Below are 13383 nucleotides of genomic sequence, written 5' to 3' on the forward strand. Positions count from 1 at the left end.
TAGTATTGTCTAGCGATGTCCCTGAGGTCCGAACTCGATCGCTTGCGTCTCTTCTTCAACGAAAATTTCGGATTCAGCTGGAAGGTAGTAGAAATCTCCAGCAGAAATAATTTCTTCGCGGTCGGCGTATCGCACCCTTATCCGACCTTTGAGCATGAATCCCCAGTGCGGGCAACGCCAGCGATTGTCCGGCAATACAAGAAAAAGAAAGGCTGGGTTCGCGTTAGTGGAAATGGCATCCATCGTTCGCATGTTCTGCTCTTTGGTTTGAATCCTGGATGCGATGGAAGATTCTTGGAGGATCGGTAAAACTGGTTTTATACTTTGCACGATCGATTTCCCCAGACGATATTTTGTAGAAATAGACGAACAGGTTCAAAAGCTACTTTTCGGAAAATAAATAAAGTGGCAGGTCGGACTCAAACAAAGCCAGGACGGCGCGGCCAAGGTCGATCGAGTCGTTACGCATTCCTGTAATGGGAGTATCATCCCGTTAAGAGTCGATGGGAGAAGTGATGGGTTTTGCATTAAAAGCCCGATCGTCGAGCTCTTTCAAGGTGACATCGATCGCTGGAATCTGAGAAAAGCAATAAAGATGTACGGAAATCGGTAGGATAGGAAGATAAAACTCTGGCTGAAGCGAACAAAGAATGCCCCTATCTACTCCAGAACAATTCCTTCTCGACTCCCTTATGTCGCTGAAATTCCAGTACGAGCGATCGCTCGCGGAAGCATCCACGAACACCAACCATATTAGAGAACAGCTTTCGCACATCAACGCTTTGCTGCTGAATCAGCTCGTGCCGACGAAAGCCCGCATCAGATCGACCGAGCCAGCCCTAACGATTGAAGAAGTTGAGGCTCAAGTCGAGCGCCTAGCCCCGACCACTGCTACTGAAATCCTCGCAAGCGATACCCCCAAGGCTAAAGCTAGCCCTCGCCTGCCTAAAGCAGCTCCAGAACTAACCCCAGCAGTGGGCAAGCGTAGCCCTCGCCCGCTGCTGCCTGCCTATCGAGGGCTGACGCGGTTGGAGGCGATCGCCCAGATATTGCAAGCCACCCCCGGTCGAGATATGACGGCAGATCGAGTCAGCGAAGGACTGTTTGGTCCGCTGAGTGCAGCAGAACGTAAAGTCGAACGCAAAAGCTTGAATACCCAACTGTACAAAGGTCAAAGTCTGAACCTCTGGCAAAAGGGGACCGTTCCCGGCACCTTCACGAGTGGCACTTCAGCTCCTCGCGAAAGCGTCCAACCCGTTCCCAATGTCAATGCACCTGCCGCAAAAACCAAAGCTCCAGCAAAGACAGCCTCCAAGCGAACGTCGCTACCGCTGTTGCCTACTTTTGCTGAACTGACAAAACGAGAGGCGATCGCCCAGATATTGGGTCAACATCCAGGCGAGATGCTGCACCACGACACGATTATTCAAACACTTTACGGAAACCTCAGTCCTGAAGAACTCAAAGAGGAGCGAATTAGAATTAAGTCGGTCTTATTTGCCGGAGTGAAAGATGGGAAATGGCAAAAGGCTTCCGCACCATCCAGCTATTTTCTAGGAGAAACAGCAGGCGCTGAACCGAAGCGTCCGGGGCGAACACCGAAGGAGCCAATACCCCAGCCTGGACCAGTGGCTGAAGTGGCGAAAGCTCCAGTCTCTGCGAAAGCCAAAGCGGCAAAGCTGAAGCCAGGACGGAAACCTGCGATCGCAAAAGCGAAGGCATCGCAGAAGACAGCGCGACCCAAGAGAACTGAATTGGAGTTAGTTGCATTATTGAGGAAAGCAGATATTCAGGTTTAGGCAGCCTGAGACGGAGGGAGAGGGAGATTAGAGGATGAAAGCAAAGGGGTTACTGTGGGTAGGGATTTTGGTCATTGCCCTTTCCATCCGTTTATTTCCGGCCTATGCCCAGCAAAAACTTCAGCGCCATGCTGGATATCAAGTCTCAACTTTAGGTGCCTTAAATGTAGGCGTGTACGAGGGTGCTGCAACGATAGGCGAACTCAAGGAGCATGGTGACTTTGGCTTAGGAACCTTTGAAGGGTTGGAGGGAGAGATGGTCGCGCTCAATGGCGACTTCTTTCAGATCGAGACCGATGGCGTGCCGATACGGGTCAACAAAGAAGCAAGAACGCCCTTTGCTTCCGTCGTCTCCTTCAGTAGAGAGAAAACTCTACGAACGTCTGGGTTAATGACCTATGCAGGATTGCAGGAGGCAATAGACCGACAATTAAAGACTCGAAACTTGCCCCAGGCAATTCGTATTTATGGCGTATTCCCATTCCTTAGGGTGAGAAGTGTTCCCAGACAAGTCCTACCCTATCCCCCTTTGGCTAAAGTTGTTAAAGAGCAACAAAAAGTCTTTGAACTACATAATGTTCGAGGAACACTGGTAGGCTTCCGCATGCCTCAATACATGAGCAGCCTCAATGTAATGGGATATCATTTTCATTTCATTGCCAGCGATTTCAAGACAGGAGGCCACCTGCTAGATGGTCAATTTCTAAATGCTGTTGTAGAGACACAAACAGTACGAGATTGGCAGCTTGGATTGCCTGAAACTGCTTCATTTGCTGCGGCCACACTTCCCTAAACAAAGAGTTTGCAAAGAAACTATAACTTTCAAACTAACAGTTCAGAAGAAGCGGAAGAAATAACATGCTCAATGATATATGCTGCTCGTTTTACACCACCCGCTCGAACAATAGCGGTTTGTAATCGAGCGGCATTAATTTTGTAGGAGTCTTGGCTCAAAACTTGCTGAATGACGATCTTAAGCTTGTCAATGTTTAACTCCGATAGTTTCACAACCTCACCAGCTCCAGTGCGAGCAATTCGAGCAGCAATAGCAGGCTGTTCGTTCGTGATGGGTACAGCAATAAGAGGAACCCCACTGCTTAAAGCGCCAAGCGTCGTGTTCATACCTGCATGAGTAATGATGAGCCTAGCCCGTTGAATGATTTGTTGGTGAGGCGCGTAGGGAACAACAATGGGCGAACCTTGAAAAATCAAGCTAGAGATATCAGCTTCAGCATTGCCTAGGGAAATTACAAGCTGAGCATCCAAGCCGACACAAGCAGCCGCAACGATCTGAAAGATTTCCGACTTACGATTTTGCAAGGTGCCAAGAGAGGCGTAAATGAGTGGCCGATCGGTCAGTCGATCGAAGGGAAAGGGAGATTTGGCCAAGGAAATGGGTTCTTGCCCAGAGGAATCCTGTAGAGGACCCGTGTAGTGAAACGAGGTAGGCAGGTTTTTGCGGGGAAAATCAAATTCCGCAGGGAGCTGGCAAATTTGAGCAAGCGTAGAAAAGAAATGTTCGTCGCTAGCGTAAGGGGGCAAATGCCACTGTTGTCGCTGCAACTGAACTTGCTTACGCACGGACTGAGTTATCGCAAATAAAAATCCGTTGCCAATCCGATTTCGCAAATGCGACCACCAAGAGGTGCTGTATCCCCAGCCCGTAAAGAACGGAGGAACGCCTGATTCTTGATGGATTAATAATGCATTGCAGACGGTCACAAAAGGAAGCTTGAGGAAATCAGCGATGGTTCCGCCACACAAAGTGGTTTGGTCTACGATTAGGACATCTACGCGCTCTTCTCGAATAGCGTCAACTGCATCGTTAAATAACATCTGAATTTCGCTTTGCAGCCAGTTTACCGTAAATTTAAACCCTTCTAAACCGCTTAGTTCGCCCAATTTTTGATGAATAATAGGCAAAGTGCCTTCAGGAAAATCTGTGCGTCCAATGAGATGAAACTCGATCCCTGTCTGCTCGATTTTTTGTTGCAAATCAGGAATTCCAAATAATACCGTCGAATGCCCTCTCTGTTGCAACTCACGACCAAGAACACACATTGGATTTAGATGCCCAATTGCCGCTGGACAAAGGATTCCAAATCGAGTCATCGAATATCCTCAGTTGTTAAATTTTTTTAGAACTGAATAGGTAAAAGGATACCCTAAAAAATCGTAAGGTCGATTTTGAGAAGGAACGGGTAAGTTTGACTCTAAGGTGCGATCGCCCAGCCCCGCTATTGCCCCTGCAACCACCCTACCCAATCATCTAACGTCGTAAGACCCAGCAGTGCCTCACCCAACGCCTCAAACTGGTGTGACTCCAGCGCTTGAACTTGGGTCTCAACATCAGCGGTCCCAACGCAAACCGCAACAAAACGCCCTTTACAACATAATCAACCCCTGCCGCAGCCCGATCGCAACCGCCTCCGTCCGGCTCGAAGCGCCCAGCTTCTCAAAAATCATCCCCAAGTGAAATTTCACCGTGTGTTCTGAGAGATAAAGTCGAGCGGCGATCGCCTTATTGCTATATCCCTGAGACAACAGTCCTAAAACCTCCTGCTCTCTGGGTGTCAATGGTTCGAAGCGTTCCCCCTCAACCGCTGGTTTAGGCCAAACGCGATCGTCAAACAAGTCGCGCTGAAAATTGGAATGGAAGACTGTCAAACCTTCTGCTGCCGCTCGAAGGGCCGCAACGATCTCGGCAGCGGACGCAGAATAGGGCAAAATACCTCGAACGCCCAGGGCAAGCATGCGCGCTAGATATTGCCGTTCCGTCGAGCGGGCGAGAACGACAATGGCAGGCATCGATTCTTCAGCAGCCAGTTCGGCGAGTTGCGGCACGATCGCGGCGTCGATTCCCTCAACCAGAATGACATCAGCAGGATCTTCTTCCAGCAGTCGGATCCAGTCCAACGGCTCGGGAAGACCGAATACCGTCTCAAAGTCCGGCACTCCTTTGAGCACGCTCTCCAGTCCAGCTTGGGAGACGGCACTGTCGGCTACAACGAGAACCTTTGTCATGGCGCTTTAGCGTTCGCCGACCGTTACTTCGAGATCCCGCAGTTCCCCGCCTCTAATGAACCGAACCTTCATCGTTTGACCGATGCTCTGCGCCCCTAGCAATAGCTGTAGCGCTCGATTGTCCTCAACAGGTTTGTCATTCAAGGTAACCAAAATATCGCCCAGCAAAATTCCGGCGCGTTCTGCGGCCTGGTCCGGCTCCAAACTCAGGACCATGAGACCATGCTGTTGCGCGGATGCCAGTTGACCGTGCAAAGCTTGCGGTATTTTGACAGACTGCATGCCAATCCCCAGATAGGCTCGCGCGATGCGGCCTTTTTCGCGCAGCTGAGACACCACCCGCTGGATAGTGCTGGCCGGAATGGTCAAAATGCTGCGGCGCGGCCCAAAGGTGTTGAAGCCAATGACCTTACCTTCTGCATCCACCAAAGGCCCCCCTGCTGCGCTGCGCCTCAAAGTAAGATCGGCCCGGATCGAGCGATCGATAATCCCTCCGCTGCTGCTGCGCCAAGCGGCACCCAAAGTCTGCACGATGCCAAAACTGGCAAAGAGGCCCGATTCCGGCGATCGCCCCAGACCCAATACAATACTCCCAACCCCCAATGTAGAAAGCTCGGCCATCACGGGAACCGGAAGTTCCGCCTCCGGTGGGAGTTGCAGGACGGCTATATCGGTCGTCGGGTCGCTGCCCAAGACGCTCGCCTCGACGCTTTGGCCTTCGGGTAGTGTCACGTAAAGGGGATCTTCCAAATTGACCGATTCGTAGGAGGTCACAATGAGTCCGGCCTGCCAACAAAGTCCGCTGGCAGCGTAGCGATTGCCGTGGATGGCTACGACAGAATCGCCAACCTTTGCCACAATAGCGCTCAGTTCTTGAGAAAATGCGGTTAACGTCGTCATGATAGGTCTAGCTCGCGTTCTGTATGGAAACCATTGTGCTGCGATTAAGCCCTTCCCGCCTTCAGGCATTCGGGGAGAAGCGACCTAAACAAATGGCTAGTCTCTGAAGCCCGAGAACTTTTTGAAAGCGATCGGAAATCGAGCTATCCCCAACCTAAAAGCATTTTGCTGTTTTAAACCCGATGTTTTCGCATCTTTGAACATGTCATTGCACAATGGGGATGACGATATCTACGCGTACCTACGCCTAAGGAGGCATCATGTCTGGCTATTTACTCTTGGTGGATGACGAACCAGGGCTACGCGATGCAGTGCAGGCCTACTTAGAAGACAGCGGATTTACCGTAGATGCCGCCCCCAATGCCAAGGCAGGCTGGGAGTTCCTGGAAAAACGCCTGCCGGATCTGGTGATTTCAGATATCATGATGCCCCAGGTAGATGGGTATCAGTTCTTAAAACAGATGCGCGAAGACCCTCGATTTTCCAAGCTTCCCGTGGTCTTCCTGACCGCACGCGGGATGACGAAGGACCGGATTCAGGGCTATAAGTCTGGCGTCGATGCCTATCTCTCCAAACCCTTTGACCCCGATGAGCTGGTGGCCATTGTGACCAATATTCTGGGGCGACGGGTGGCGATCGCAGACAACGGCGAGGGCGGGACCAACATTGCAGACCTAGCCAGTCAGGTGGCCGAAATTAAGTCCTTGCTGACCCATCGCTCCGGGATTGCAACCACGCCATCCCCGATTCAAATTGACTTCACGCCTCGGGAGCAAAGCGTTCTCAATTTGGTGGCTCAGGGATTAATGAATAAGGAAATTGCGAGGCGTTTAGAGACCAGCGTGCGCAATGTTGAAAAGTACGTGAGCCGTCTGTTCAGTAAAACAGGGACGAACAGCCGAACCGAGCTAGTACGCTATGCCTTAGAGCACGGCTTGACGGAGTAACATTCCATTCTCCGATCAGAAGCGCTAACTTTATTTTGCAAGACGCCCATTCTTTCGCATAATGGCTAAAGTTCAAAAGATTGGGTGCGTCATTGCTCGCTCTGGAAAGCCTTTAACCTTATGAGTCTAGTTCTTCAAAAACTAACCGATGTGCGGCTCTCTGCCCTGGATTGGGTGCGTCACAGCCTGATTTGGAAAGCCTTTAACCCCTTCAGACATTGGCGTCAGTACAGCACCTTAATGCAGTGGGGCACCGAACTATCAGTCGTTCTGCTGTCGATCCTGTTTGCGATCGCCCCCTTTGTCTCCACGATCCAAATCGGTTTGGTGGAAATTGGCTGTGCGGGGATCTGGCTTTTGCTGACGCTCTCAGAGGATGCCCCTCGGCCTAAATACGTTTCACCCGTCTATGCCGTATTGGCCCTGTACTGGGCCTGGGCGGGGATGGCTACAATTTTGTCCCCCGTCAAACGCGAAGCCCTAAACGGGCTGGTGGAACTCAGCCTTTATCTGATTGTCTTCGCCCTCATCGAGCGAACGGTGCGATCGCCCAAGTGGCGCACCTGGATTATCTCTATCTACTTATTTGCGGCTTTTGCAGTGACGCTGTTCGGATTCCAACAGTGGTTTTTCGGCGCGCCGCCTCTGGCGACCTGGGTAGACCCAGAGTCTTCCATGGTCAACACCACGCGGATTTACAGTTACTTGGGCAACCCAAACTTAGCTGCGGCCTATCTGATTCCTGCCATTCCCTTAAGTTTGTCTGCTATGTTTGTCTGGCCCCATTGGGGCCCAAAATTACTGGCGGCAGTCATGTTTGCGGCCAATACTATCTGCGTCGTGCTCACCTTCAGCCGGGGTGGATGGATTGCGCTCGTCGTTTCCCTGGCACTTTCCGCACTGCTGCTCCTGTACTGGATGTTGCCCCAGCTTCCACGGTTTTGGCAGGTTTGGGCCTTTCCGATTTTGTTAGGCGGAGGCGGGGTTTTACTGCTGGTCGGCATCATTGCCGTCCCCCCCCTGCGCGATCGCGTGCTCAGTATTTTTGCCAGTCGCAAAGATAGCAGCAACAATTTTCGGATCAACGTTTGGGAAGCGGTGAAGGAGATGATTCGCGATCGCCCCCTTACGGGTATCGGCCCAGGTCACGATGCCTTTAACAAAATTTATCCCCTCTACCAACGACCTAAATTTAGCGCCCTCAGCGCTTACTCAATTTATTTAGAGCATTTAGTTGAATTTGGTATCTTCGGCTTTACTTTGTTTATGGCGCTGATCGCGACACTTCTCCACCAAGGATGGGAACACCTGCAACGGCTCAGACAAGAGCGCTCCGTCCAAGGGTTTTGGCTGATCGCGGCCCTTGCCAGCATGGGCGGCCTCTTAGCCCACGGGACGGTCGATACTGTATGGTACCGACCCCAAGTGTTTACCTTGTGGTGGCTGATGGCGGCGATCGCGACCAGCTATTTCGTACCCGCCCAGGATTCCAAATAACTTTGGAAAACGGGTATAACTTCTCAAAAAAAAGAGGTGGAGACTATCCACCTCTTAGAAAATTAGATTGAGGCGATTCAATTCGCCCTTAGCTGATGAACCGCTCCTTAGTAGCGGTAGCCAGCCTTACCAGGCTTTTGCACGATAAAGCTCATCACTTGACACTGCTTCACGTTGTCAAACGCCACAATGCGGATGTAGGACTCAGGATACTCAGACTTGCACTCCTGAACTTCGCGAAGGGCTTCTTGAGGAGAGCGGCAGTCAAACAAAGGCAACTTCCACATCGTCCAGTAATATTCTTCGGGCTTGGGGTCTGCTGTGAACTCGATACAAGGATAGTAGCCTTGGTCGAGGGTGTACTGAATTTGACGCGCAATTTGCTGATCGCTCAGAGGAGGCAAGTAAGAAAAAGTTTCGTAACGCTGCTCAATTGGTAGGGTTTTCATCGAATTCCTCAGTAAGTATCAGATTAAGGGTGGCTTAAAAGCTTAGCTTCAGCCGTCTAACGATTCATCGGGTTGAGAACGTTCTTCCCGCTCGGGATGGCTTAGCTCGCTGCTCAGTGCAACCTGGGTCATGCGCTCCAACTGCTGCTTTCGATGCTCGGTGTTTAACTGCTGCGTAGTGGTTCGCAACATTTCCGGCAGAAAGTCAGAAATCTCTTCAGCTAACGTTTCCCGTACTGTCAAAACGCGGAAGGCAAGCTCTTGTCGCTCGTCAAACAACGCGCGGAGAAAAGCTTCTCCGTCTTTGATGCTTTCGCGGGAGGCAAACTGGTGAAGCCAGTAAGCCCGCTTGGGTTCGGTTTCGTCGAGCTGCTCGTAAACAACCCGCACCGCACGGTAAGTCAAGTAGCTGATGAGCGTTTTGGTTGTATCTTTCGCAATCTGCTTGAGATCCATAGGTTTGAAATGAAGGATCGACGAATGATAGAGATATTAGTCTATTCTTCCGCGATCCTTCATCCCGTGCCCGCAGGAAGCGTCATATAACGCTCGTTAGATGGTGTCGACCGCTTCAAATTCGAACTTGATTTCTTTCCACAGTTCGCAAGCTGCAGCCAAGTCTGGACTCCACTTGCAAGCTTCGCGAATGATATCGCCGCCTTCGCGCATGAGGTCGCGACCTTCATTTCGCGCTTGGACGCAAGCTTCAAGGGCAACGCGGTTAGCGGTTGCACCCGGTGCGTTACCCCAGGGGTGACCCAAGGTACCACCACCAAACTGAAGCACGGAGTCATCGCCAAAGATGTCAACCAATGCAGGCATGTGCCAAACGTGAATCCCGCCGGAAGCCACAGCCATCACGCCAGGCATGGAAGCCCAGTCTTGGGTGAAGTAAATCCCGCGAGAGCGGTCTTCTTCGATGTAGTTTTCGCGGAGCAGGTCGATGAAGCCAAGGGTAATGTCCTTGTCGCCTTCAAGTTTGCCCACGACCGTACCTGTGTGGATGTGGTCGCCACCAGACATCCGCAAGCACTTGGCCAAGACGCGGAAGTGCATCCCGTGATTCTTTTGACGGTCGACCACGGCGTGCATGGCGCGGTGAATGTGAAGCAACATGCCGTTGTCGCGACACCAGCGCGCCAAAGAGGTGTTGGCCGTGAAACCAGCAGTAAAGAAATCGTGCATCACGATCGGCATTTCGAGTTCTTTCGCAAACTCGGCCCGCTTCATCATTTCTTCGCAGGTACCGGCAGTTACGTTGAGGTAGTGACCCTTCACTTCTCCAGTTTGGGCTTGGGCTTTGTGAATGGCATCGGCCACGAACAAGAAACGGTCTCTCCAACGTTGGAAAGGCTGGGAGTTGATGTTTTCGTCGTCTTTGGTGAAATCTAGACCGCCGCGCAAGCACTCGTAAACGGCACGACCGTAGTTCTTGGCCGACAAACCGAGTTTGGGCTTAATGGTACAGCCCAGCATGGGACGACCGTACTTGTTAAGTTTGTCGCGCTCGACCTGAATCCCGTGGGGAGGACCTTGGAAGGTCTTGAGGTAAGCAACTGGAATGCGAAGATCTTCCAGACGCAGCGCTTTGAGGGCTTTGAAACCAAAAACGTTACCCACTAAGGAGGTCAGCAGGTTGGTAACAGATCCTTCTTCAAACAGGTCTAAGGGATAGGCAATAAAAGCAATAAACTGATCGCTTTCGCCAGGGGTGGGTTCGATGTCATAACAACGGCCCTTGTAGCGATCCAGGTCGGTCAGCAAATCCGTCCAAACCGTCGTCCAGGTACCCGTGGAAGACTCGGCAGCAACCGCGGCAGCTGCTTCTTCAAAAGGTACGCCGGGCTGAACCGTTACGCGGAAGGCAGCCAAAATATCAGTGTCTTTAGGCGTGTAGTCCGGCATGTAGTAGGTCAGCCGATAATCTTGCACGCCGGCCTTGTAGCCAGACTTCGATTGAGTTTGCGTTTGCGAATAGGACATTTATCTCTTCCTGTAAGAATTCGAGCTGGATGGGCACGTCCAGAGGCAAGGGAAGGTTAGGGGCTGAGATGCGCAAAAACCTTTCTTTGCTCGTCAATGTAGACAGAACAACACTGGCCCCTCTAAGGAGCCTATCTCTGTTCCAAGCTTGCGTAAAAGCTTAAAAAAACTGGTGGCTTTGTCTATGCTTACTGTTGACTCTAGTACAGAAGGGGACCAAACTCAATAAGTCAGACATCGAATATGATTTGTAGTTTTATAAGTTTTATTTATCTAAAACAAGATTGGTAAATTTTATTACAGACACGCCAAAAATCCCTCGTTTGAAGGGATTTTGCAGTCTTGCCCTTAACGGCTCGTTTTGGGCAGAGCGATCGCCGAGTCCCTTTGATATTGGGATTAGTGGATGCTGCGGAGCGCGGATTCTTTGAGGGACTCTAGCTGGCGGACGAGCTTGACTTGCTGCTGAATCTGGGTCTTAAACAGGCCCGCATTTTGAGGCGGTTGGGTGACGGCCAGCTCCAGATCGACCCGGAGTTTTGTATAAGCCTCTTCTAGTTTCTCAAGCAGTCCGTAGGCCAGCGCAATTTGAGAGCGGCAAAGGCTAGACTGCTGCTGAATCCCGCTCGTACGCGTGAGGACGCGCTCGACGACGACTTCCGAATCCAAAAGGGTTTGGCGCTCTTGTTCGAGAACCTTCAGTGTGTCGCTAATTTGGTTGAGGCAAACTTGCAACCTGCGGCTGGAGATCGCCACTTGACGATCGTGGGCTTTTTGCTCGATGGGCGGATTTGCGATGAAGCCCATAAAGGAAACCACGCGGCCTGAATTGGCGTTGTAGATGCCAGCAAGGCGGTTGTCGGGCAGCAAAAAGACTGTCAGGCGCTTGAGGGAATGGACTTTAAGCTGAACAAAGCAGTGGGGGCAGACAAAATCTTTTGCAAAAGGATAAATTTGACCGTTGCAGGATGGGCAAAACATAGAGCAGTCCTAAAATAAGCTTCGTCTGTAGGGCGCTAACCCCAATAAAAATATGAATGTTCGGCCCCCGCATTTTTCTCTCAGGAGAGATTATTCTCACTATTGCATAAGGATTTCGGAACTGCCACGCTTTTCGCTCGAGAATTTGTAACAAAAGCGTTAGGGGAGGGGCGTTTGAGAGGGGGCCCTGCGGGGCAAGCGCGATCTCCCCCACCCGTACCCTACGATACTTCCCCCGAGGTAGGCTGGAAAATCCCGCCAGCTAAAGGTCGTGCCTAAAATCAGTCGTCCGGGAAGGGTTGCCCTCAGCGCTTGAAGGAAAGGAGGATGCCAGAGTTGTAAAATCTCTAGGGCGCAAGTCGCTATGCCGATTATAGCGGCTATCTTCAGCGGCGCTACGTTGGGCCAAATCCCCAATCCTAGGGCAATCCAAAATATTTCATAGATCGCGCTACCCAGGGCATCGTCGAGCCATGCCGGCCCCGGACCGTAGAATCGGAGGAGGTAACCCAGGGGGACGAGGGCGATCGCACTGCCCAGCATTGTCAAGCGATAGGACCTGAAGGGATTTTTTCTCAACGTTTTCATCGCGTCGCACTCGATCGGGCGGATGGGAAGATGGCTAAAGGGATTAGCATAGAGGCACAATTCTAGCCGCTCTCCTAAGATTGAAGGAGGGGCGGGAGGTTTTGCGCCCTCTCAAAGGGGTGCCAAATCCAACCTAGAAGTTTCAGCTCGAACGCCCGCGCTCCTGAGATGAGGACATCCGAATGAATCAGGTTGACTACCTTCGGGTCAGTTTAGTAGACCGATGCAATTTTCGGTGCCAGTACTGCATGCCGGAGGGCGAAGACCTGACCTTTTTGGCACGATCTGAGGTGTTGACTGCGCCAGAACTGCTAACGCTCTTGCGCGAGGTGATGATGCCCGTCGGATTTACGCGCTTTCGCTTGACGGGGGGCGAACCGCTGATTCGCCCCGACGTGGTGGAAATCGTGCGGGAAATTGCTGCTTTTCCCAATCTTCGAGATCTTTCCATGACCACTAACGGCTTCTTGCTAGCGGGGATGGCTCGGGATCTTTACGAGGCGGGGCTGCGGCGCATCAATATCAGCCTGGATTCTCTAGTGCCAGAGACTTTCAACCAGATCGTCGGATACCGCACCCATACGCCAGCAGCGCGATGGCAAAAAGTCTGGGATGGGATTCAAACGGCGTATGAAATTGGGTTTAGCCCCCTCAAACTCAACGTGGTCGTCATTCCAGGGGTCAACGATCGCGAAGTGCTGAATTTGGCCGCGTTGAGTCTAGACCGCGAGTGGCACGTTCGGTTCATCGAATTTATGCCCATTGGCAATGCCGATTTGTTTGGGGAACGCGGTTGGGTGTCTTCTGAGGAGTTGCGCCAGCGCATCCGCGACCGTTGGGGGCTAGAAGCCAGTCAGGTTCGCGGTAATGGCCCGGCGGATGTATTCCGCATCCCTGGGGCTAAGGGGACGCTAGGGTTCATCAGTCAGATGTCGGAATGCTTTTGCGATCGCTGCAATCGCATGCGCCTATCTGCTGACGGCTGGCTGCGCCCTTGTCTGCTCAACGAAACGGGACAGATGGATCTCAAGACAATGCTGCGCGAGGGGGCGAGCGTAGAAGAAATGCGCGATCGCGTTCGGAACTTGCTGGCCCTGAAGCCAGAAATTAATTATAAAGGTCGCGATTCAGGAACTGAGGGTCAGTTCTATACCCGCACCATGTCTCAGATTGGCGGTTGAGCGGCCCTCCCTCGCGCCAGCACGGACGAGGGCC

Annotated in this window: 14 protein-coding genes and 1 pseudogene; 5 read left to right on the top strand and 10 right to left on the bottom strand. The window is 51.9% G+C overall.

Translation table 11 applies throughout. The features are described from left to right. Window positions 1-9 precede the first annotated feature (9 nt). Window positions 10-243, bottom strand: a complete 234-nt coding sequence (locus tag R6H26_RS14265) for a hypothetical protein (RefSeq protein WP_404783174.1) — start codon at window positions 241-243, stop codon at window positions 10-12. Between the two features lie 449 nt (window positions 244-692). Here R6H26_RS14265 and R6H26_RS14270 point away from each other — a divergent pair, with 449 nt between their 5' ends. Together R6H26_RS14270 and budA are read left to right on the top strand one after the other, a co-directional pair. Next, entirely contained in the window at window positions 693-1799 is a 1107-nt protein-coding gene (locus R6H26_RS14270) for a hypothetical protein (RefSeq protein WP_404783176.1), read from the top strand. Window positions 1800-1866: 67 nt separating this feature from the next. Continuing rightward, window positions 1867-2592, top strand: a complete 726-nt coding sequence (gene budA, locus R6H26_RS14275) for an acetolactate decarboxylase (RefSeq protein WP_404783178.1) — start codon at window positions 1867-1869, stop codon at window positions 2590-2592. Between the two features lie 29 nt (window positions 2593-2621). Here budA and R6H26_RS14280 read toward each other — a convergent pair whose 3' ends face one another. The 4 genes and pseudogenes from R6H26_RS14280 to R6H26_RS14295 form a co-directional block, all read right to left on the bottom strand. After that, a complete protein-coding gene (locus R6H26_RS14280; RefSeq protein ID WP_404783180.1) occupies window positions 2622-3911 on the bottom strand; it encodes a glycosyltransferase in 1290 nt (429 codons plus the stop codon). 125 nt (window positions 3912-4036) lie between these two features. Continuing rightward, window positions 4037-4138, bottom strand: a pseudogene (locus tag R6H26_RS14285) (DUF4351 domain-containing protein); the annotation flags it as partial. Between the two features lie 46 nt (window positions 4139-4184). Beyond that, complete coding sequence (locus R6H26_RS14290; RefSeq protein ID WP_404783181.1) at window positions 4185-4823, bottom strand: LuxR C-terminal-related transcriptional regulator; 639 nt, start codon at window positions 4821-4823, stop codon at window positions 4185-4187. Between the two features lie 6 nt (window positions 4824-4829). Beyond that, window positions 4830-5723 (bottom strand): S1C family serine protease, encoded by an 894-nt coding sequence (locus tag R6H26_RS14295; RefSeq protein ID WP_404783183.1) that lies wholly within the window; start codon window positions 5721-5723, stop codon window positions 4830-4832. Window positions 5724-5983: 260 nt separating this feature from the next. Between R6H26_RS14295 and R6H26_RS14300 the strand changes: the two genes are divergently transcribed. After that, entirely contained in the window at window positions 5984-6670 is a 687-nt protein-coding gene (locus tag R6H26_RS14300) for a response regulator (protein WP_404783184.1), read from the top strand. Window positions 6671-6790: 120 nt separating this feature from the next. Then, window positions 6791-8167 carry an IctB family putative bicarbonate transporter gene (locus R6H26_RS14305; RefSeq protein WP_404783186.1) on the top strand — a complete coding sequence of 459 codons (1377 nt, stop codon included), beginning with the start codon at window positions 6791-6793 and terminating at the stop codon, window positions 8165-8167. A 107-nt stretch (window positions 8168-8274) separates the two neighbouring features. Here the strand turns inward: R6H26_RS14305 and R6H26_RS14310 are convergent, their stop codons facing one another. The 5 genes from R6H26_RS14310 to R6H26_RS14330 form a co-directional block, all read right to left on the bottom strand. After that, the gene (locus R6H26_RS14310; protein ID WP_404783187.1) at window positions 8275-8616 is read right to left on the bottom strand and encodes a ribulose bisphosphate carboxylase small subunit; all 342 of its coding nucleotides are present in this window, start codon (window positions 8614-8616) and stop codon (window positions 8275-8277) included. Window positions 8617-8664: 48 nt separating this feature from the next. After that, window positions 8665-9072, bottom strand: a complete 408-nt coding sequence (rcbX, locus tag R6H26_RS14315; protein ID WP_404783189.1) for a RuBisCO chaperone RbcX — start codon at window positions 9070-9072, stop codon at window positions 8665-8667. 96 nt (window positions 9073-9168) lie between these two features. After that, the gene (locus R6H26_RS14320) at window positions 9169-10599 is read right to left on the bottom strand and encodes a form I ribulose bisphosphate carboxylase large subunit (RefSeq protein ID WP_404783191.1); all 1431 of its coding nucleotides are present in this window, start codon (window positions 10597-10599) and stop codon (window positions 9169-9171) included. A gap of 399 nt (window positions 10600-10998) precedes the next feature. Then, window positions 10999-11580 (bottom strand): hypothetical protein, encoded by a 582-nt coding sequence (locus R6H26_RS14325; protein ID WP_404783192.1) that lies wholly within the window; start codon window positions 11578-11580, stop codon window positions 10999-11001. Window positions 11581-11739: 159 nt separating this feature from the next. Next, a complete protein-coding gene (locus tag R6H26_RS14330) occupies window positions 11740-12168 on the bottom strand; it encodes a DUF2809 domain-containing protein (protein ID WP_404783194.1) in 429 nt (142 codons plus the stop codon). A gap of 182 nt (window positions 12169-12350) precedes the next feature. On the opposite strand from R6H26_RS14330, the gene moaA reads away from it, so the two are divergent. Then, window positions 12351-13349 carry a GTP 3',8-cyclase MoaA gene (gene moaA, locus R6H26_RS14335; RefSeq protein WP_404783195.1) on the top strand — a complete coding sequence of 333 codons (999 nt, stop codon included), beginning with the start codon at window positions 12351-12353 and terminating at the stop codon, window positions 13347-13349. Window positions 13350-13383: the final 34 nt, after the last annotated feature.

Source organism: Altericista sp. CCNU0014 (assembly GCF_044923475.1).
Classification (GTDB): Bacteria; Cyanobacteriota; Cyanobacteriia; order Thermosynechococcales; family Thermosynechococcaceae; genus JAAURS01.

Coding starts and splice junctions, on each gene's coding strand:
- R6H26_RS14280 (WP_404783180.1), bottom strand. CDS start 3,911: ATGACTCGATTTGGAATCCTTTGTCCAGCGGCAATTGGGCATCTAAAT.
- R6H26_RS14310 (WP_404783187.1), bottom strand. CDS start 8,616: ATGAAAACCCTACCAATTGAGCAGCGTTACGAAACTTTTTCTTACTTG.
- rcbX (WP_404783189.1), bottom strand. CDS start 9,072: ATGGATCTCAAGCAGATTGCGAAAGATACAACCAAAACGCTCATCAGC.
- R6H26_RS14295 (WP_404783183.1), bottom strand. CDS start 5,723: ATGACGACGTTAACCGCATTTTCTCAAGAACTGAGCGCTATTGTGGCA.
- R6H26_RS14325 (WP_404783192.1), bottom strand. CDS start 11,580: ATGTTTTGCCCATCCTGCAACGGTCAAATTTATCCTTTTGCAAAAGAT.
- R6H26_RS14265 (WP_404783174.1), bottom strand. CDS start 243: ATGGATGCCATTTCCACTAACGCGAACCCAGCCTTTCTTTTTCTTGTA.
- R6H26_RS14305 (WP_404783186.1), top strand. CDS start 6,791: ATGAGTCTAGTTCTTCAAAAACTAACCGATGTGCGGCTCTCTGCCCTG.
- R6H26_RS14320 (WP_404783191.1), bottom strand. CDS start 10,599: ATGTCCTATTCGCAAACGCAAACTCAATCGAAGTCTGGCTACAAGGCC.
- R6H26_RS14290 (WP_404783181.1), bottom strand. CDS start 4,823: ATGACAAAGGTTCTCGTTGTAGCCGACAGTGCCGTCTCCCAAGCTGGA.
- R6H26_RS14270 (WP_404783176.1), top strand. CDS start 693: ATGTCGCTGAAATTCCAGTACGAGCGATCGCTCGCGGAAGCATCCACG.
- R6H26_RS14300 (WP_404783184.1), top strand. CDS start 5,984: ATGTCTGGCTATTTACTCTTGGTGGATGACGAACCAGGGCTACGCGAT.
- moaA (WP_404783195.1), top strand. CDS start 12,351: ATGAATCAGGTTGACTACCTTCGGGTCAGTTTAGTAGACCGATGCAAT.
- R6H26_RS14330 (WP_404783194.1), bottom strand. CDS start 12,168: ATGAAAACGTTGAGAAAAAATCCCTTCAGGTCCTATCGCTTGACAATG.